The sequence below is a fragment of the Salinibacter grassmerensis genome, from assembly GCF_947077765.1.
Taxonomy (GTDB): domain Bacteria; phylum Bacteroidota; class Rhodothermia; order Rhodothermales; family Salinibacteraceae; genus Salinibacter; species Salinibacter grassmerensis.
In genome coordinates this window covers 70,283-89,318 of the sequence record NZ_CAMTTF010000010.1, presented here as the reverse complement: position 1 = coordinate 89,318, position 19,036 = coordinate 70,283, and the positions used below count along the sequence as shown (strand labels likewise).

The window sequence follows — 19,036 nt, the reverse complement described above, 5'->3', positions numbered from 1 at the left end:
GAGTCGATCTCCGGCGTGGCGGACAGCGTGTCGGACTCGACGAACCAGTTGGCAGAGATGGCCGACGACATGTCCCGTCAGGCCGAAGACCTGGGCGATCTCATCGAGCAGTTCGACGTCTCGGCGGCCGGGAAGGGTGCCCGGGCGCGGCAGGGCGACGCGGCGCCGGAGCCCACCCCGAATGTGTCGGCGTCTGGACGCCCCACGAGAACGAGCTAGAGTGGCCCTTCCGGGCAGACTACTGGCCCCCTTCCATTCCAATGAGCGCGTCTAGCGCGGCGTCAAACCGAACTCTTAATCGTTGTAAGTGGCGAGCAGATCGGCAGTGTCGTACATCCCGAGCTGCTCGGCAGCCTCCCGTAAGTCCTCAATCTGGTTGTTCGTCGAGTCCCGCCGCTGCGGCAAATCCGGAATGTCGTGCCGTTCCACATAATTTGATGACATGGGGGGAGGGATGGGCGGTCGTTCTTGTTGTACTGGAAGTCTACGTCCTTTGCGCTCTCTATCGCCGCTGAAATCCTCGAGTGCCCTCCCGTGATCGTCCGGGCGGGCACAACCTACGGCCCGGGTGCGAGGTGGCAATTCGGCCGGGGCCGTTCAAAACCCTAAACGGCAACCTGGGGCGGGGAACAGTTTTAAGTAGCCTTTGAGCTGTGGGGCAGTTCCGCGACAGTCCAACACTCCAAGCGCGCGAAGCACAGAAAGACCCGTCCCTCTGGGAAAAGAGAGATAAGGACAGGCGCACCAGAAATTGTAAGGTGTAGCCTCAGGGCTACGTTACTGAACGTTACCTTGAGACCAGCGGCGGGCCGTCGGACACTGGTGGCGTGTTGGCGGCGTGCTGGTAGACACTCGCGGAAAGTATCGTGAGACTGGCGGAGAAGTGTGAGGTACTGACGGACACTAACAGCAACCGGCGGAGAACGACTTTTCTCAAGAAAAGCTGCCGCTATACAAAAACCCCCGAGATCGGGGCGGGCCTGATGCTTGATATCAACTCCTGCCAGTTTTCAGCTAGTTGGACTTCCCAACAGCGTGACGCGTTTTTTTCCATCCGTCTCCATCTTGCGAGAACGTGATGATGACCGTGCCACTGTCGCTGCTACTATCCGGCACAACGGGAACTGAAAACGACGGGCCTCCTTCTTCAGATGGAAAGAACTCACTCGAAAACCCCTGTTCTACCGGCACCCAATCAGAGGCAAAGTCTGGAAACACCCGAACTTTGACATATATGGTGTCTTTAGATTGGACATTCGAGCTAACAACCTCAAAATCTTTGGTTGTTGTGGTGTCGGTTGATCTAACAAGGGACACTTCTTTAAGGTTAGTACCGTCGAAATAGTCAAAATTAGAATTTGAGCTACGCTCAGCAAATATAGAAGGATCATTGTCCGGCGGGTTGACACCGTAGATCACCTCAACGGTGTCTTTCTCATTGGCCTGAAGGGACGAAGGCGCTTCCAGGACGAGATCCGCCACGTTGACATCCAGACTCACGCGAGCTGTATCCCCAGAACTGAGTGAGAATTGACTTGACGAGCCATGGGCAACTAAGTCTTTATCGGAAGATGACCTGGAGCTATCAGAGGATGACCCAGAGCCTTCTTGCGGCTTTGTCACAAGTACTCCGGCCTGGTATCCACTGCCGGGAGGGACCTCCAAGGACACTTCAGTCTGCTGCCCTGGATCAGGGACGTTCACAATATCCTTCAGGTTATAGCCTCCGTTCGGTTTCCAGATGCGGACGAAAGCGCTGTCCGCGCTGCTGGGGACATTGGAGTTGGCCGAACGGGTAAGGGTGAGGGCAACGGCGCTTCCATCATCGCTGGGGGAGGACTCTCGCTCTTGGGAGCTTCCACCGAAGTCACATCCAAAAACCAAAACAGCCGCTAGGGCAAGAGAGAAGAAAGGGAGTACCGAAGATCTGCTCACAGACAAGGGATTTGAGCGTGTAGAAGAAAAGCAGTAAATGCTAAATGTTCACAACCATAAGAGTAAGTAATCCTTGCTCTCAGGAGAAGCAATTCGTTCAGAAAAAAGTCAAGGACCGGCACAAGTCCGCCTGTGGTGGGACGTATGCTGCTCTGTACAGATCGGGCAGGCGGCTTCATGCCCAGTCCCGGGGCGGGGGATGGTCTTCTCGTCCAGTTGCACGCCGGTCTCCATGCAATTGGCAAACGCTTACAGGTCTTTCATCGCGCCCTCCAGCTCCTCGTTGACAACATGGGTGTAAATCATCGTCGTGGAGAGACCGGAGTGCCCCAGGGCCTTCTGCACGAGCCGGATGTTTCCGGTTTCCCGGTAGAGCCGCGTGGCGGAGGTGTGCCTCAAGGTATGCGGAGACACCCGGCCCACCTCTTCGATCTCGGCCTTGCGGGCATAGCGCTTCACCGACGGGCGCAGATGGGAGGTGGCCACCTGCGTCCCTTTCGATGTCGGCAGTAGATACTCCGACTCCCCAGCTATCGCTACGCGCCGGTCCATCCATTCCTTGAGCTCCTCCAAGAGGTCCTCTCCGACCCAAAGCGTCCGGTTCTTTGTGCTCTTTCCTTCCCGAACCGTCAGCTTCCCGCTCATGAGACCTAAGTACTTGGACCCAAGGACCGTCGCTTCCGACGCCCGAAGTCCTGCTTTGAGCATGAGGCGCATGTAGAGGTAGTCGCGATTCGGGCCGAACTATCGCTGATTCGGCTGGGAGAGAAGCGAGGATGTCTCCTCCTCGGTGAGGATCTTCGGGAGCTTGTCGGGGCGGGCCATCGGGCCAGAAGGGGAGTGGAAACGGGTCAGAGACAAGTGTTGCCAAGAACCCTTGCCGGGCTCAGTTGTTACGCTTCTATATATTTGCGTAACGCATTCACGAAAAGCGGCCGGTCTTGGTCCTTCCGCTCTCTCCCTTGAGTAATAGACCTATGTCCCCTTCAAGCCTCAACGGGAGACTGGAAAATCGCGTAGACCACCGTCACACGGATTACCTGCCTGCGTCGGGGCTCGCGAATTGGGGACGGTATCAAGCGGCCAAGACGCCCCATCGGCACGCTGCTAGACCAGCAGCCATGACATGAAGGGAGGCTAGCGTTAGACTCTCAGGGCGCTCTGTGTCTGTTGGACAGGGACCCTGTGAATTTCATGATACTCGCTTCCCGTCTGCACACCGCTTAGGTTAGGGCCTCGCTCCTCCCCCACAACCAGCGTGATCGCTATGTTCTCTGCTTCCGAGAGACAAGACCCCCACGGCTCCTCCCGGCGCCGCTTTCTTCAGCAGCTCACGGTCGGGGCCGGGGCGGCGGGCCTCGGGCTGTATGTGCCCAGGGCGTGGGCCGCCTCCGATCCGACCTCCATCCCACAGGCGCCGCTATCTCCGACGTCGGCACCCCAGGACGTGATCGTCGTCGGGGCGGGCCTTGCTGGGCTAGCCGCTGCCTGGGAGCTCGGCGAGGCGGGCCACGAGGTGACAGTCCTGGAGGCGAGGACCCGCCCTGGCGGCCGGGTCCAAACGCTCCGAGACCCGTTCGCTCCTGGCCTCCACGCGGAGGTTGGGGCCGCAGGCTTCTCGAAGACGTACGCCGAGGCGAATCGGTACATCGACGAGCTGGAGCTGGAACGGGCCGAGTGGGCCCAGCCGGACCTCCCGAAGCTTTATCACCTGAAGGGAGAGCGCTTTGCGGCTGGCCCGAATGAGCAGCCCGACTGGCCCTACGACCTGACCGAAGAGGAGCAGAATCTGGGCCCGGTGGGGATCATGAAAAAGTATCTCTTCGGGACGTTGCCAAAAGCAATCGCCAAGCCCCAGAGCTGGAACGAGCCGCCCCTCGCGGGTCTCGACAAGATGACCCTGGGCGAGTACATGCGCGAGCAGGGCGCAAGCGAAGGAGCTACTCACCTGATCCGCGACACCCAGTGGTTTGGCTCCGCAGTAGGGACCAGTTCGGCTCTCTCCTCGGCGGTGTCTGACTTTGGGCTGTTTATGGGCGGGGCGCCCTTCGTTTTAGAGGGCGGCAACGACCGCCTGCCGGAGGCAATGGCCCGTCGGCTCGGCCGGCATGTCCGCTATGGCGTGGAGGCCCAGGCCCTACGGGACACAGGGCAGGGAGTCGAAGTCCAGGCCAAGCAGGGAGGCCGCCCTGTAAGCCTTCAAGCCGATCAGGCGATTTGCACCGTTCCGGCGCCTGTGATGCAGGGCCTACAGGTGGAGCCGCAGCTGCGCAGCGAGAAGCAGGCTGCTCTCAGGGACTTGCCCTACGCCCGAGTGCTCCGGGTACAGTTCCAGGTCCAGCAGGGATTTTGGCACGAGGACGGGGTTACCGGGTCGGCGTATACCGATCTTCCGGTCGGCCGCATCGACCGGCAGCCCTATTCGGACGCTGGGGGCCCCGATCAGCGTTCCGTTTTAGAGGCGTTCATCAGCGGGGTGGTGGCCGAGCAGCTGGCCGGTCGGCCCAACGCGCAGATCACGGAGGTAGCACTTGACCAGATAGAAAAGCTCCATCCCCGGATCCGCGAGTTTCAGGAGGGAGGGGTTGTGAAGTCTTGGAGCGAGGATCCTTATGCCCTCGGGGCATGGTCGTGGCCGGGCCCTGGTGACGTGACCGGGCACCTTGAGGCGCTTCAGCGGCCACACGGGCGGATTCACTTTGCCGGCGAGCACACCTCGGTGCTTCGCGCGACGATGGAGGGGGCGCTGCGATCGGGCATCCGGGCCGCAGCGGAAGTGAACGAGGCGTAGAAAGACAGCGGTATAGGTTTCGTCTCCGTGCACATCTTTTGGTTTAACATGCCTGGCAGAAAGTGGTGTCGCACACACATGCACCCTGGTCAGCATGCCGTTTACGTGTGAATAGCTCCGGCACAATGCTCACTCCATCTCAGTCAATCCTGTGAAACGAAGCTTGTAAGCCGACCTGCCGGTTTAGTGTATACCGACCAGCGTGATGGGACATCGGAGAACGGATCCACACGGGACATCCACACGAGACATCCACACGGGACCATGCCGCTCGGAGCTTCGAGCTTACGCGCAGATCCCCTCGCCGCAGCAGGATGCCGTGGAAGTCGAGGCACTGTCTGATAAAGAACCGGTGTGAAGGCAACCGGGTCGCAAGTAGAGCTGTTCTGAGATTTTCCCATGGCCCGACGTCGCCGCTACGAGCTGACCGACGAGCAATTTGAGTGCATTGAGGATGCTCTTCCTGAGGTCGATGGAAGAGGCCGGCCTCCGGGCCGCCCGTGATCGAGGAAAGACCGGCTGGCGGCTGCCAGCCTTGGGCGAGGACGACGCCAAGCTCGCCCAACGGTTGATTCAGGACCCGGACGTCCCTGCCCGAGACCATCTGCGAGCGGCTTGGCATTTCCTCAGCGACGCTCTACCGGCAGGTCGGGTCCGATGAGAGCCGGCGGCGATGATTGCCTCGTCAACCATACCCGTAGAGATATTGTCTGTGACCCCTGGCCCAAATCTAAAAAGGCAAGGATCCGCTCATCACCTGGCGCATCCTTGTCCTTCCAGACTTCGTTTCCAGATCGAGGCAACCTGGGCCTCGACGGATTTTCCTCTGATGAGATCTACCTTGAGGAGTGTCGGCCTACAGTCTATATTCCCAGCGCTGAACGTGTGTCAACCAATGGCGAACACCCGTATAGGCTTGCGGCCATCCCTGATGTACCTTCTCCGCTTCTAAGAAATAACACCCGATACGGCGACGGTATCGGGTGTTACCGGATCGGGTGTGATCACGGTTGGCCCCTGCCGCCGCGCAGCGGCCCAACCTTGGCCGAAGCAGTCCTGCGAGACCTATCCTTACTCCTCTGGAAGATTCCCTTCTCTTGGCCGTGGAGACCGCCCGCTGAGGTAACCCGTATCTATACTTCCCAATTGGCTGCCTGTAATCTGTAATAGCGTCAAGGGGCCACTGGACCAGATGCCGTTTATTCCCTTTGCTCGAGAAAGTCATCCGGGTGGATGGCCGTCTCCGGAAACTGCCCCAGAACCTCCCCTTCGATCGTGAAGTAGCTGATGAGGGTATTGTCGGCAACGATCATCGGCCGTAGAGATCTGAAGTGAGAACACCGGGGGAGACCCCGCCGAGGGGATCTCCGTCACGATCGACCTCGCCGGACGGCCTCCCGGCGCTTTTCTTCGGTAAGGCGGGTCGGAGTTCGGTCACGGAGCCGCTTTGCCCGGTGGAGAAGATCTTCTTCGGAAGTGGCGCGCTCTCCAAGGGCCCGCTCCAGAAGCACTGTCACCTCCGAAGCGATTGAGCGGCGATTAGCGTGGGCCTGGGACTTCAGCTTTTTGTAGAGGGAATCTGGCAGGTCCTTGACAGTTAGGTTTGCCATAGCCAGAAGATTTATTTCGAGAAATTGAGTGCCTGAATGCCGGTAAGCTACCTCAGTAGAAAACGACGCTCAGTAGAGACATCCATGCGAACTGCATGGAAACCGATGCAGTTCATGGATGGTGTCCGTTAGATCGGACAAGACAATCAGCGCCTGCGCTCCCCGTCCGAACCAACGTATCGGTAGAGCGTCGCCCGACTGATGTCAAACCGCTCGCAGATGCCCGAGGTGGAGACTTCCTCGTTCCGCATAAGCGACTGGACCTGCGGGATCTCCTCCTCGCCCCCGGGCAGCTTTGAGCCCTGCCATCGTTCGCCCCCGTGACAGTTCGCGTTCGAACTCGGCCAGGGCCCCGAAGATGTGGAAGGTGAGTTTTCCCTGCGCGGTGGTCGTATCGATCCCCTCGCTCAGGAACACGAAGTCGACGCCCTTCTCCTCCAAGGCCTCCATCTTGGAGATTTGCTCCTCGTAGATCTTTTCACAATCAGCTTTCTCAAACTCGTCGAGTTGTAGGTCAAGGTTTTGACCCGTGGTAGAAACGCGGGCGTAGCCGATCTGCACGGTGGAAACACGGTTGCTTCAAAACCCGATTCACCCGATAAGTTTTGAAGCAACACTGCCTGCGTTTATTGCCGTTCAGTCAGGATGGGTATAGCTTGCGCTCGGCGTTTCAAAAACCACCGTTTTTGAGGCAACGACTTCTGCTTTCCGATCCACGTTCGACCAAAGCCTACAGGCAAGTCAAAGCCAACAGGCGTCCACGAAAGCGGGTCGACTCCAAAACCAGTCCACATAAGCCACAAATGAAAAGGGCGTGGCGACCAGCCACGCCCTTTACAAGCCTCCTAGGGGGAGAAGCGAAGGTAGGAAACTAAAAACAGAAGGCCGGAGACAGAAAGCTACATTCCCTCGCCTTCGGCCTCTGGCGGAAGAAGAACGCTGTCGATAACGTGAATGACACCGTTTGACGCCTCGATGTCGGTCTGCACGACGGTGGCAGTGTTCTGGCCCATCAGGCGGACAGTGCCATCCTCGACCTGAATCTGTACGGACCGGCCCTCAAGGGTCGGGGCGGCGTCCATGCCGGTCACGTCCGAAGCCATGGCCTTCCCCTCCGCAACGTGATACTGCAGGATGGCCTGAAGCTGCTCCCGGTTTTCGGGCTGGAGGAGGGACTCAAGCTGGCCGTCTGGCAGCGCGTCGAACGCGGCGTCGGTGGGGGCGAAGACGGTAAACGGTCCGTCTCCCTTCAAAGCCCCTACGAGATCGGCAGCCTCCAAGGCCTGAGCGAGAGTGTTGAAGTTATCGGCCTCCACGGCCGTGTCGACGATATCGGGCTGCTCGTCATTTCCATACCCCTGTGCCATCGCGGGACCGACCAGGAGGGCGAGCCCAAGAATGGCCAGGAAGGTTGTCCGAGGCAAGAATGCTAACATCGGGTGTGTTGATATTGAGCGGGTAGACATTGGCTGTGTATAAGTGTTTAAGGGATAAACTAACACAGCTAGAAACTCTCTGCGTCTTGGCAATATTGCCTATTTGCTGTGGGGGTGACGCCATCGTCACAGCTGCCTTGTTTCCGCACAGGTTCGTCACACCCTGTAGCCCGAAACATCTCGTGAGCCGCAGAATCGCTCGTAGTCTACACCACTGGACTCTGCATGTGGGGCCGGACCTGCAGGGGAGCGTACGTTCGGGCAATCTCTCGAAGAGCTTTCCATCCTGAAGAGTTTTCCTCAGTGACCATTTTCAGGCAGGGTGCCTTTCGAATGAATTTCTGAAGAGTTAGAGCTGTGGTGACTTGCGCTGCCGACTCTCAGCCTGCCGGGGCCCACGTGGTCTGAAACAGACCCATCATTTTCCGGCGCTGACATGGAAAGTCGAGTTACGGCCGGCTTACCTCCGTGTATCCCTTCAAGAAGGCGTAGGCCACGTTGGGGTCGTCATAGAGGTCTTCGACGGGACCGATATCCTCGTCGGTGTGGGCTGCTTCAGCGCCCTCGGTCCAGGCGGTGTGGAGGTCGGGCTCCTCGTCCTCGTCGTACGGGTTTTCGAGCTCTGCTTCGGGCATTGAGTCTCGCGGATTGGAGGTGGATGTCAGCTTTGGGGATTTCAGCGGTTGAGAGCCATGTCTGGAGTGCGGCCGGACCCCGGGAGAAATCCCCTCTTGCGTTCAAGGCGGGAGATGCGGGACTGCCGGATTCAAAAGGGTTTGTCGATATGCGATGAGTCGAAGGGGAGTGGGGCCTGACCGTTCCTGCTTTGAGACAACCGGGATGCGGGACGGTAGGGGACGCAATTCGATAAGCAGAAAGGAGCGTCACAAACGGAACATAGGCGGGGCTGAGTCCCACCGCGTCCCAACTAGAACCCCCATCATACCCACAGAGGGCTATACCGAAGCCCAACACGGATTGATGGGGTGCCCAGTTACCTCCCGCATGCTGGCAGGCATCCAGACCGGGCGTTCTCGCCTCAACTGCTGGCAACATCCTGTCGCACCGGGGATCTGGAAGCCGTCGCCCCCCTTCGCGGTTCGAACGTTGCTCAACGGGCACACTATGCCCGCGAGAGACAAGTGCCTGCGGGCGGCGACACATGTCTGCACCGAGGCATGCGTTGAACCTGTGTCTTGGGTGTGGCCTGCGAGAAGGCCGCACAGCCCACCCCGACTGGGTTCTTCGAGTCTTTTTGCGATCCATCTCTGCTTGGAAAAACTCGCTATCAAGGGGAGGGGCAAGATATGCTTAGCAACTAGAGGTAGAAGTAGGCGGAGGTGGAGACTACAGCTTGTAAGGGTCGAGAACTACTGCTCACAGGTTTGGAGACACGGCCCGCTGTAACAGACTTCCGCCCAATATCGTGGTTCGAGTGAGCAGAAGGAACTAGAAGCTTTGCCTCTTCAGTCCTGTCAACCAGAGCCAACCAGAGATGGATCGACTTGCAGTACGTTTGCTTAGCACAGCCTGTCTTCTCAGCATCCTCGCCATCGGCCTTTTCACTCTCGTGGCCCTGCCACAGGAGGCCAGCGCACAACAAGGACTCGACCTTGAAAGCGACACCCTGACCCAGTCGGTGCTGATCCATCCCCCGATCGACGTGCCTGGCAGGCGCACGTATCTCAACACCCGGGAGCACACCTATCGCCCCCAGCTTCGTCTGGTTGACCAGCTCGCCCGCGACTTCACTGTGATGAAGGTTGGGAGAGATGGCATTGGTCGGGCCTACAAGCCCGGAACTGCTGGAAAGGACAACGAAGACTGGTACGGGTGGCGACAGGACGTGCTGGCCCCGTTTGAAGGAAGAGTCGTACGGGTAGCGCGGCCTGATAGCACCAATGAGCCCGGCGCTGTGAATCGAGACGGGAAGACGGGACTCATCGTCTTTGAAGACGAGAGGGAGGGAATCACCGCCGCCTATGCTCATGTCCGAGAAATCGAAGTGGAGCCGGGGGACACCGTCGCGCGCGGAGATGTCGTTGGAAAAGTCGGCAACAACGGTACCTCTCGGGCGCCGCACGTGCACGTCGGAGCGTGGACCGGAGCCCCCGATCTTCTGGGGGAAAAGACGGGGGCAGAGCCGCTTCAGATTCAGGTGGACCTCTACGCCGAAGAGCGGCCCGGTGACGACGCAGCCAGCCGGTGACTTAGTCAGGCCATCATGGTTGTCACGTTGATTCTCTTCCTACAATACTTGGGCGGGTCACGACCTTTAGCTGGAAGGCTGGCCGGAAGCTAACTCGTTGGCAGGGCCGACTTGGCTTGATTGGTCACCGGGGAGACACTCCTGTACTGTGGGCGCTACTACATCAGAGACATCGTCAAATCGGACAGACCGCGTGCCCGCGCCAAGGTGTCGAGGGCCGGTGTTGGAAACAGCCGCTGAGCTGCATTCAGGATATGGGGAATCACCCCCGACGATGATTGCCGATAACACGCCGTCGCCATTCCCCATGGGGCGGGAATGATTGCTGCAAAATGTCCCAGTGGCTTTGCCCGATTTTCCTACACTGTGGAAGTGTGCTGTGGCAGTCTCCACGTGTAGCAGTTCCCAAGTGTGGGAGCCACCGTCGAATCCAGCGCTATTTCCCCACGAATCCGACGGTTATTTCCCAGACCGGGGGCCGCGACCGGCTTTCTCCGCCGGCGTTTTCGACATTGTGCCGTTGGACGATGCGGGTCGGCTCACCGTGACGTATTCTGACGGGTCGAAATCCTCGGCGCGCCTACGGAAGGCTGCGATGGATCGGGGCCACAAGACTGCGTTCCGGCCGGATTCATCCAGGTACCAGCTGTCGCATCCGCCGTCCGTCCACACGGTGTTTTTCGACCAGCGGTCAACCTGCTCGACGAAGCGTTCCTGAGCGGCTGGACGGGGCTCAACGGCCGCGGTGCCTGTTGCCTCCATGTACTGCAGCGCGCCGAGGATGTGCTCGATCTGCGCTTCGATCATCGGGAGGATCGAGTTGTGGCCGAGCCCGGTGTTTGGTCCTCGCAACAGAAACAAGTTTGGGAATCCGGAGACCGTCGTGCCCAGATGCGCGCGAGGCGACGGCCCCCAGACCTCGTTGAGCGAGCGCCCGCCCCGCCCGTAAATACAGCGACTGAACGGCATGTTCGTGGACTTGAAGCCGGTGCAGTAGACGATCGCGTCCGCCGCGTGCGGCCCCGCCGCGGGGACCGTTGTTGCATCGGAATCCGACACAGTGGTACTCGTCGCGTCGGGCCCGGACACAGCAGCGGCATGCACCTCGCGTGCGGCTCCGTCGACTACCCGCACGTTCGGCTGCATCAGAGCCGGATAGTAATCGTCGGAGTGAAGAATGCGCTTGCAGCCAAGGGTATAGTTAGGCGTCAGGGTCTCCCTCAGATCGGGGTCCGGAATTTGACGTCGCATCCAGAGGCGAACGAGCGGCTCCACGAGGCGAGCAATTTTCGGGTGCCAGAAGAGCAATCCCGACATCTCTCGGATGGTGTGCAGAACGTACCGCCAGAGCAGCAGCAGCCCCGGAATGCGCTCGAAGAGGCGATGCACCGAGGGGGGGATCTCTGAATTACCGTGGGGGACCACCCATGCCGGCGTGCGCTGAAAAAGCGTCAGGTGCTCGGCATGCGGTTGGAGAGCGGGCACGATCTGAACTGCCGAGGCCCCCGTCCCGACAACGGCGACGCGCTTTCCCGTCGGGTCGAAGTCGGCTGGCCAGTCGGCCGAGTGAAAGGCTCGGCCGTCAAACCGCGCCTGGCCGGGAAGGTCGGGGACGTGCGGCTGGGAGTGCGTGCCGACGCCCAGGACAAGCGTACGTGCAGTGCAGGTCCCCTCCGAGGTGTCGATTTTCCATCTCAGCGCTTCTTCTTCCCAGACCGCGCGCTCGACCGTATGCCCAAACCGAATATGCGGGCGGACGCCAAACTGCGTCGCGCAGGTCTTCAGGTACGTAAGGATCTCATCTCGTTTCGCAAATCGCTGGGACCAGTCCGGCTTCGGCGCAAACGAAAACGAGTACAGGTGGGAGGCCGTGTCGCAGGCGCAGCCCGGATAGCGATTTTCTCGCCAGACCCCCCCGACCTCTTCTGCCCGTTCAAACACGACAAAGTCGTCCTCGCCCTCCTGCAAGAGCCGGATCGATGCGCCGAGGCCGGCGAAGCCGGTTCCGATAATTGCTGTATCGACATCTGTCGCCGTCCGGGGTGTCATCATATGTGTACTTGGAATATGCGTACTCGGATTGACGATCTTCCGGTTTGAACGCCGGGTGGATGGGCGAGGCGGGCAGCTGGCGTCATCGGCACGAGCCGATTGAGGTGGGCCACCCCGATTCCTGGCGGGCCGCTACCCCTACCGGGCTCTGCGCCAAATTGAGGCGGCTTACGCCGCCGGACGCCAGGAGGAACCAGTAAACCTTTCTCAAACACATGTCTGTAAATGAGCAGACAGAGCGGACGATCTGTCTGCATCAAAAACGAATGGCCCAATCTTTGGAAGGAACCCGAGCCATTCTCAAAGAGTCGCGCACGTCGGCTGTGATCCCGCTCACGATGCGGGAGCCCTCCTCCGCCGTCGCGATCCCAGTGCGACCGCCTTGCCACATGGATGAGCAAACTGCGGTTCTGGTCAAACGGCCCTGGCGCTCTGCACTGCCATTGCTCGGAATCTTGGCTTCGGAGGACGACAGCGAGACGTTCGACGACGATACTCGTCGAGATCGCTTCGTCTCGTCTGCGTTGCCGGGAGCAACGACGGTGTGCTTCGACGTGTGGCCAGAGATACAGCCTTCGGGGAGGCCGGCTTGCGGGAAGGTCGTCTCGCCGAACCGAGATTGCTATCCCGCTGCCCGGCGAGTGTCCGCCGCGCTATCGATCATGGTGCGCAGGTGAGCAACGTGACCCGGCCCAACCTCGCAGCACCCGCCCACGATATCGGCGCCGGCGCTCAGCCAGTTTTCGACATGCTTGGCGTAGGCTTCGGGAGAAAGGTCCTCGCGCTGTTCGGGTCTGGCGCCCGAGTTCAGGGCGTCCGCATGCTCGTCGAAGTCATCCGGGATGTGAGTAAACGCGTTGGCGTAAGCGCCGACTGGCCGGTCGGTCAGCTCGCGGAGGACTGGCACGGCCGCCGAGATGCTTTCGGGGTAGGAGCAGTTCAGCAGGATTCCCTCCACCGGAAGCCCCGACAGTGCTTCGACCGCTTCCTCGAGAGACCGCCCGTCGCGAAGACGCGGCTCGGCCTCTTCCGGCGACGAGGGGTCCGCAATCGTATACGACACCAGCACTGGACACCCGGTCGATGCGGCTCCTCTGGCCGCCGCCTGGGCCTCACCTGGGGTCGACATCGTCTCACAGAGGAAGAAGTCGACGTGTGGGGCCAGGTAGCCGGCCTGCTCGCGGTACTGTGGCTCGATCTCGTCCATCTCGCCGACCAAGTCGGGCCGGTAACTCCCTCGAATCGGAGGTAGAGATCCCGCAATGAGAGCGTCCTGGCCAACCGCTGCCCGTGCGCGCTCCGCCAGGCGGCCGGCCTTTTGGTTGAGCGCCTCGGCCCGGCCTTCCAGGCCAGCCTCTGAGAGGCGTTCCGGGGGCGTAGCGTAGGTGTTGGTGGTGATCACGTCTGCGCCTGCGCGCAGGTAGTCCTCGTGCACCTCCTGCACTAGGTCAGGGGCTTCGGTGAGGGCATTTGCGGACCAGAGTGAAGGCTCCGTGTCCAGCATGCCCCGGCGGATCAGTTCCTGACCCAGGCCGCCGTCCAGCAGTACAGGGTTGCCGGAGGGTCGTGTCAGTAGGTTTTTCATGCCGAACGATTGTTCGTGTCGAAAAGTGGTTCCACCCTAAAATAACTTTTGCTTGGCTAATCATATCTCCGAAACCGCAGGTTTTTCCTGCAGCGAGCCGAAGCCGTGTACTTGACTGGTATCCTCTTGGCCTGGGCGTGCAAAGGAGACGTCCTGGGGATTCAAGCTCAATCCCAGATCAAACCGATACCTGTAGTACGTCAGTGGGTCCTCACCCTCCTTTACACTTCTCAAAAGTGATCAGAAGGCCCTTCCCGGTGTACTTGTTGAGAGCGCTTGGTGAAGGCGCCTAGGTGAGGCCCGGGCGGCGGCCACTCAACTGGCCATGGCAGGAATCCCAATTTGCCCAGTAACAACTGAAGGTATCACTCTTGGCAATAACCGTCGGCCAAAAATAATAACACATGACTTTGGAATGAGAACCTGTTCTCGTCGGCCAGACAAAGAAGGAGACACCGGAAGTAGACAAGAGCTTTTCCATTGCACCACTTGTAATACGCGCTGTGCAACCTTCAAAAGACACTTTCCTCTCAAGTCGCCGCCTGACTACAGCTACGGCACAGCTGGCCATTTGGACCGATGACGACCCAGAGGATCGTCTTTAGAAGCCGGCACGACGGGAGGAAAACGCACTAGCAACGCCGTGCTCAGGAAGGGCTGTGGGGCGGACGCCTGCCGGTGGAGGGTCGAGGCAAGGGTTGCCGTTGATACAAACATCTTCGTGCCCTTGGCTTTCAGCGGCCTTCCTCGGCAGGTTGTGGAGCTTTGGTTCGACGACCGAATCACGCTTTCCCTCTCCGATCCGACCGTGATGGAGTACCAGAAGGCTCTCCAAAAGACCGGTGCAGTAGGCAGGTCGGAGAAGCGCGTCCCGATCGAAGCGTTTGCCTCTAGGGAGGTCGTCTTGTACACCCCCGATCCACCGTCGATTAAAGGCATAAGTTCGGATCTGGATGACAACAAAATTCTCGAATATGCTCCGGAGTTGGAGGCAGAGGCTGTCGTGTCCGGAGATTCAGATCTTCTGGAACTCGGGTCTCACATGGGGATTCCGGTCCCCGCGACTTGAGAGCTTCTGGAACAGGTTGTGGAAGTGCTCAGAGACCAGGGCCTTGCCCTCATTCTGCCCCATCTCAGTCCGCCCTGCTTCAAGACGAAACGCCCAGCTCAGTGAGTCAAGTCCGAGTGAGCTAAGCCAAAGCGATTCAAGCCAATATGCTTGTTGCCGAAGTAACCACCACGGACCGGCGAAAGACCCGGTATCAGGTCGAGTCGGAAGACGACATTCGAAAAACCCGGGAGGGCTACAAGATCAAAACGGCCAGTGGAGAAGTCCTGCGGTTCTCAGAAGAGGAGGTAGAGTCGATCAGTGTCACGGAGGGGTAGGCGACGCAGAGCAGTGATCGCCTACCAACCTGTCAAGTCGCCCAGCGGATCGCCCGATGGACCGGCCCCATTCAGTCCCGCTTTGGGCGATAAATCTAACAACTGATAACGAAATATTATCGGCTACCCTTGAAGGGCTGAGAGAGACGCCTTCCACTACCTCTTCTACCCGGAGACCTCCACTGAGACCCAGTTGGAGAAACCGTGGTGACCGCGCTTTGCATCTCGAAGGTCTTGGAGCACCTATGAACCCCTGTCAGAAAATATCTCTGTCGAGCGGTGTGCCTGCGGGCGAGAGCCCAGGTCCACCAGCCCGCGCTGTCTGCTGCAGGTTTGCCACCGGCCAGCGCAACAGCCTCGAACGTCCAGATCGCTCGTGCGCCGGTGGTCCCTGGTTGTCCAGTAGCGCTCGACTGGCCGGCGGCGCCTGACTGCACGCCGAGCGTGGTGCCGAGGTTGTCGGCAAGCCCCTAGTCAGCGCTTGCCCAGACCTGGTCCCCTCTACCTTACCGCTGCCCCACAGGGGGCTGGCAGCCCCACCTCGCTCTGGAAGCTTAGCTCCCAAGATCCACCTTCGCGATGGAGCGTCTGCTGCTTGTCTGCCTCCATGTCGTAGCTTAGAGTCGATGGGCGGGTTTGCCATGTCTCAGGGGCGGATTAAAGCGCCCCGTCGAAGAATGAATCCACCTCGTCCTGGTAGGTGCGGCTGAGCTTGCGCTTCGTGCCGTCCTCCAGGATGACGGTGTACTCGTTGTTGGAGCCGTAGGGCCGCATTTCCTGAAGGCAGTCTACGTTCACGATGGTCGAGCGGTGGATTCGGAGGAACTGGTCCCCGTCGAGTGCCGCCTCCATCTCCTGCATCGTCTTGCGCAGAAGGTGCGTCGTGTCGGGGGTGTGGAGCTGCACGTAATCGCCCGCTGCTTCCACCCACTCGATGGCGTCGGTCTTCACGAACTGCACGCGCCCGCCGGCATATTCGGGAACGAGGATCAGTTTGCGAGCGCTGCGGAAATCGACCCGGAGATGACAGAGACCATCTCCGGCTACGAGGAGGAATTCGAGACGACGATCAAGAGAGACAAGTCTGTCAAAGACATGGTGAAGCGAGGGACGCCCTACGACATGGACGAAGAGGATATCCAGGCCGCCCGCAGCGAAAGCTTTGATCAGGACGTGTTTTTGAGCGAGGAAGAGTGGGAGCGTCCCCAAGGGGCGTTTGGAGACGACGCTGGGCCGAGCTGAAAGGCAGTGTGGTGAAAGGGGCGAAATCCCCCTCCTCACACATAGGCTCACACATCAGCTCACACATTCCTCACACACGGCCCTCAGAAGGGGGGGGAGGGGTTTTCCACAAGGAGTGGCATTCCTCACACATAGGCTCCTCACACATAGGCCGATTTCCAATTCCTCACACATGAGTTGAGCGGTTCCTCACACATAAGCTCACACATAGAGCAATCACAGAGCAATTTCGGTTTGAGAGCCCTCTGCGGCAAGGTGGCAGGACGCGGGCTCCGGGAAGCTGGAGGCCTGGGTGCAGGCAGCGTTTCGGTTGACTAGCGTGGAGGCCAGTAGTAGTCTCAAGGCGGGGAGCACTCCCCGATGCCGAGATGCCCTGAGTTCGAGATGCACTGAGCGTACGCTTGCTGGTGAACAAAGTTAGACAACGCGCCGATGGAGGCACCTAGTCCTACGGACCCGAATGACATAAGCTCAAATGACAAAAGCCCAGATGAACGCGAGCGGGCAGGCCAACCGGCAGAAGAGTCCCCGCATGCTTCCGGACCGAAAGAGGCACGCCCGAGGCACGGCATCTCAAGTGCAGCGGGACCGGTTACTGCAGCGGGATCAGTTGGGCGCGGGAGGGGAGAGTGGGTAGGGAAGACATGCCCAGGGGAGAACCGGCCCAGGCGAACGCGACCATCGGAGACTCGGGTTTGCGCTGATTCGCTTAGTTACCTCGCTTAGCTACCTCGCTTAGTTACCAAAGCAGGCGTGGAGAAGTGGGGGTGGGGTTCAAGGATATCTGCGCGCTGGAAGAAAGCCGATCAGAAAGGCTTATCTGCAATTGTCATTTCCAGTCGGACCGCAGAAAACGAAGAGTGCTTCTGATAGAAATGCTTCTGATAAAGTCTAAACTGTTCAGGCCTGGAAGTAAGCCCGCAGGTGTACAACGTCGATCTCACGTCTGTGAATACGCATGTGAATATGCATCTGCATGCAGACAGCAGTCTCGACAAGTGTAAAAAATCTGGAGCAAACCCGGTACGATGAACGTTTCTCCACTTTCCAAATCGATAGGTACCACCTATGCCCAGAACGCGTCCGATCCGGACTTCAGGAGTACTGAAAGCCTCGGGAAAGTATTGGGATGCTACACTTGTGCTGCCTGCCACAGGCGCTAGTTTCGAAAGAGGTTCAGCACCCTTTCGCAAGTCACCCACAACTTGCAGGCCACCTGTGACAACGTAGACTCTCAACATCCGATTGGTGCTAGAAGCCTGCTCGAACTGTCGGGGAAAGGTCTTAGAACCGACGGAATTCTGGCCCCAACGGGCGAGCTACTCCTCAAGCACCACCTGTCCTCTTGGGTAGTTGATCGTCACCTTCTTGCAATAGTGCTCGATCACATCAACGCAGATTCTGACATAACGAGTCTTGTGGCTTTCGCCTGCCCTGAGCGCTTTGCTCACGGCAGCTTGGCTTCGACCGATACCTGCAGCCAGAGTCTCCTGAGAATCCCCAGACTGATTCCAGAGCAGGTGGGCACGGTCCTGAATTTTCTCAGGAGTTAGGGTTTGGCCGTCGAAGAAATCGCAGTCCACGTCGCCTTGAGTCTGTGAGTTGAAGGCAGTTTGAGAGGCTAGTCTTCACAAGACAAGGGACACTGGGATTGACTTTTATAACCAATTGGTTTTATAATGGACTGAAGCATGAATCGGCAAAGACTTCACAGCCTATGCCGGTAGGCAGATGATCTGTGTTCGCCAGCCGTTCAGAGCTCCATCACGGCTTTAGCACCGACTTTTTCAATACCGACTTTTGATCATGTTCTACAACGAAGCGACTTTCAGAGGGGAAGTCTCCAAGGGCTCCTGCTTTTACATCGACGCAGACACAAACCGGGGTTGGCCTCACCAGTCAGATACGACTCTCTGCAAATTTGGGGTTACCAGCAAGGATCCTTCAGTCCGCTGCAGAGAAAACGAGGAGGCTCTACACCGCAGGTGGCACATTGCAGAAGCGGAGCTAGAGGTCGTTTTCGTCGCCACCGGGCAGATTACCGCCGCCGAGAAAGAAATCGCCGACCACACGTTGCCTTGGCTTCCGGAAGGCTTCCAGAAAAATGCGGAGTGGCGGCACTGCTCGCCGCGGGGGCTGGCCCGCATCGCGACTTTGATCGCAGAAGATCGCCACCGGTGAAGCTTTGGGGTGCTGGTGTTTTCCGGCGGCAATACCCCGCGGCCGATAATGCTCGGTAAGCGCTGGTCCGCCCGGCGCCAGCCCCTCCCGGGCACCGGCCGAGGCCCGGCGGTAGGCCAGCCGACGGCAGAGAGTCTTCTGGCGCCTGCGCTGGGAAGCTCACCCAAGCACAGGCTCACCCAAACACAGGCTCCCCCAAACACGGATTTACTCAAACACAAGCAAGAGACATGACAGGTAGCACAGAGCACCCGGGCGGCATGGGGCAGGCAAGCGACACAAAGCAACTCAGGCGCCGGCGGTTGGACGTGCCCGGCACGAAGGTCCACCTGGAGCCGGTGACCAGCGGGGAAGGCCGGCCGCTCCGGGAGCCGAGGCCCCGGGAAGCGCCCTACGACGGGCCCTCCTCACAGGAGACATTCTCCCAAGGCATGTCCTCTCAGGACACACCCTCCAGGGGCAAATCTTCCCGGAGCCCGGATCAGGGCGAGCTCTTTGCCGAGCCAGGGGAGGGGCGGCCCGCGCCGGGGCCGCTCATGGCCGGGGAGATGCCCTCCGGCACCGGCCTGGCTCACCGGTGGCACCGCCGGCGCGGACTCTTCGCGGAGC

General features: G+C 59.5%; 18 protein-coding genes and 2 pseudogenes. 8 read left to right on the top strand and 12 right to left on the bottom strand.

Going from position 1 to position 19,036, the window contains the following annotated elements:
* Positions 1 to 219 (top strand): annotated as a pseudogene (locus OJB03_RS15100) (methyl-accepting chemotaxis protein); the annotation flags it as partial.
* A gap of 75 nt (positions 220 to 294) precedes the next feature.
* On the opposite strand, the gene OJB03_RS15095 reads toward OJB03_RS15100, so the two are convergent.
* From OJB03_RS15095 to OJB03_RS15085, 3 genes and pseudogenes are all read right to left on the bottom strand, one after another.
* Positions 295 to 429: a hypothetical protein gene (locus tag OJB03_RS15095; RefSeq protein WP_263788875.1), complete on the bottom strand. Its 135-nt coding sequence runs from the start codon at positions 427 to 429 to the stop codon at positions 295 to 297.
* 585 nt (positions 430 to 1,014) lie between these two features.
* Entirely contained in the window at positions 1,015 to 1,935 is a 921-nt protein-coding gene (locus OJB03_RS15090) for a hypothetical protein (RefSeq protein ID WP_263788874.1), read from the bottom strand.
* Between the two features lie 249 nt (positions 1,936 to 2,184).
* Positions 2,185 to 2,655: pseudogene (locus OJB03_RS15085) on the bottom strand (tyrosine-type recombinase/integrase); the annotation flags it as partial.
* A 547-nt stretch (positions 2,656 to 3,202) separates the two neighbouring features.
* Between OJB03_RS15085 and OJB03_RS15080 the strand changes: the two are divergent.
* Complete coding sequence (locus tag OJB03_RS15080) at positions 3,203 to 4,726, top strand: FAD-dependent oxidoreductase (RefSeq protein WP_263788873.1); 1,524 nt, start codon at positions 3,203 to 3,205, stop codon at positions 4,724 to 4,726.
* A 399-nt stretch (positions 4,727 to 5,125) separates the two neighbouring features.
* Positions 5,126 to 5,230: a transposase gene (locus OJB03_RS15805; RefSeq protein ID WP_423816387.1), complete on the top strand. Its 105-nt coding sequence runs from the start codon at positions 5,126 to 5,128 to the stop codon at positions 5,228 to 5,230.
* An 866-nt stretch (positions 5,231 to 6,096) separates the two neighbouring features.
* Here the strand turns inward: OJB03_RS15805 and OJB03_RS15075 are convergent.
* The 5 genes from OJB03_RS15075 to OJB03_RS15055 form a co-directional block, all read right to left on the bottom strand.
* Positions 6,097 to 6,336, bottom strand: coding sequence for a FitA-like ribbon-helix-helix domain-containing protein (locus OJB03_RS15075; protein ID WP_263788870.1), 240 nt, complete (start codon positions 6,334 to 6,336; stop codon positions 6,097 to 6,099).
* A 146-nt stretch (positions 6,337 to 6,482) separates the two neighbouring features.
* The gene (locus OJB03_RS15640) at positions 6,483 to 6,587 is read right to left on the bottom strand and encodes a helix-turn-helix domain-containing protein (protein WP_263788868.1); all 105 of its coding nucleotides are present in this window, start codon (positions 6,585 to 6,587) and stop codon (positions 6,483 to 6,485) included.
* Positions 6,541 to 6,897 (bottom strand): recombinase family protein, encoded by a 357-nt coding sequence (locus OJB03_RS15065; RefSeq protein ID WP_263788866.1) that lies wholly within the window; start codon positions 6,895 to 6,897, stop codon positions 6,541 to 6,543. Before OJB03_RS15065 ends, OJB03_RS15640 begins: the two co-directional genes overlap by 47 nt.
* A 338-nt stretch (positions 6,898 to 7,235) precedes the next feature.
* Complete coding sequence (locus OJB03_RS15060; RefSeq protein ID WP_272507383.1) at positions 7,236 to 7,802, bottom strand: fasciclin domain-containing protein; 567 nt, start codon at positions 7,800 to 7,802, stop codon at positions 7,236 to 7,238.
* A gap of 419 nt (positions 7,803 to 8,221) precedes the next feature.
* Positions 8,222 to 8,407 carry a hypothetical protein gene (locus OJB03_RS15055; protein ID WP_263788863.1) on the bottom strand — a complete coding sequence of 62 codons (186 nt, stop codon included), beginning with the start codon at positions 8,405 to 8,407 and terminating at the stop codon, positions 8,222 to 8,224.
* Positions 8,408 to 9,267: 860 nt separating this feature from the next.
* Between OJB03_RS15055 and OJB03_RS15050 the strand changes: the two genes are divergently transcribed.
* Positions 9,268 to 9,981, top strand: a complete 714-nt coding sequence (locus OJB03_RS15050) for a M23 family metallopeptidase (RefSeq protein ID WP_263788861.1) — start codon at positions 9,268 to 9,270, stop codon at positions 9,979 to 9,981.
* A 459-nt stretch (positions 9,982 to 10,440) separates the two neighbouring features.
* Here OJB03_RS15050 and OJB03_RS15045 read toward each other — a convergent pair whose 3' ends face one another.
* A complete protein-coding gene (locus OJB03_RS15045) occupies positions 10,441 to 12,033 on the bottom strand; it encodes a flavin-containing monooxygenase (RefSeq protein WP_263788859.1) in 1,593 nt (530 codons plus the stop codon).
* 622 nt (positions 12,034 to 12,655) lie between these two features.
* Entirely contained in the window at positions 12,656 to 13,618 is a 963-nt protein-coding gene (locus OJB03_RS15040) for a homocysteine S-methyltransferase family protein (RefSeq protein WP_263788857.1), read from the bottom strand.
* Positions 13,619 to 14,261: 643 nt separating this feature from the next.
* Between OJB03_RS15040 and OJB03_RS15035 the strand changes: the two genes are divergently transcribed.
* Entirely contained in the window at positions 14,262 to 14,687 is a 426-nt protein-coding gene (locus OJB03_RS15035; RefSeq protein WP_263788856.1) for a putative toxin-antitoxin system toxin component, PIN family, read from the top strand.
* Positions 14,688 to 14,833: 146 nt separating this feature from the next.
* A complete protein-coding gene (locus tag OJB03_RS15030) occupies positions 14,834 to 15,004 on the top strand; it encodes a hypothetical protein (RefSeq protein ID WP_263788854.1) in 171 nt (56 codons plus the stop codon).
* A 657-nt stretch (positions 15,005 to 15,661) separates the two neighbouring features.
* Here OJB03_RS15030 and OJB03_RS15025 read toward each other — a convergent pair.
* Positions 15,662 to 15,964, bottom strand: coding sequence for a LytTR family DNA-binding domain-containing protein (locus OJB03_RS15025; protein ID WP_263788852.1), 303 nt, complete (start codon positions 15,962 to 15,964; stop codon positions 15,662 to 15,664).
* A 63-nt stretch (positions 15,965 to 16,027) separates the two neighbouring features.
* Here OJB03_RS15025 and OJB03_RS15020 point away from each other — a divergent pair, with 63 nt between their 5' ends.
* Positions 16,028 to 16,246 carry a hypothetical protein gene (locus tag OJB03_RS15020; RefSeq protein WP_263788850.1) on the top strand — a complete coding sequence of 73 codons (219 nt, stop codon included), beginning with the start codon at positions 16,028 to 16,030 and terminating at the stop codon, positions 16,244 to 16,246.
* 1,319 nt (positions 16,247 to 17,565) lie between these two features.
* On the opposite strand, the gene OJB03_RS15015 is transcribed toward OJB03_RS15020, so the two are convergent.
* The gene (locus tag OJB03_RS15015; RefSeq protein ID WP_263788848.1) at positions 17,566 to 17,829 is read right to left on the bottom strand and encodes a hypothetical protein; all 264 of its coding nucleotides are present in this window, start codon (positions 17,827 to 17,829) and stop codon (positions 17,566 to 17,568) included.
* Positions 17,830 to 18,052: 223 nt separating this feature from the next.
* Between OJB03_RS15015 and OJB03_RS15010 the strand changes: the two genes are divergently transcribed.
* Positions 18,053 to 18,427 (top strand): hypothetical protein, encoded by a 375-nt coding sequence (locus tag OJB03_RS15010; RefSeq protein WP_263788846.1) that lies wholly within the window; start codon positions 18,053 to 18,055, stop codon positions 18,425 to 18,427.
* The last annotated feature ends 609 nt before the right edge of the window (positions 18,428 to 19,036 follow it).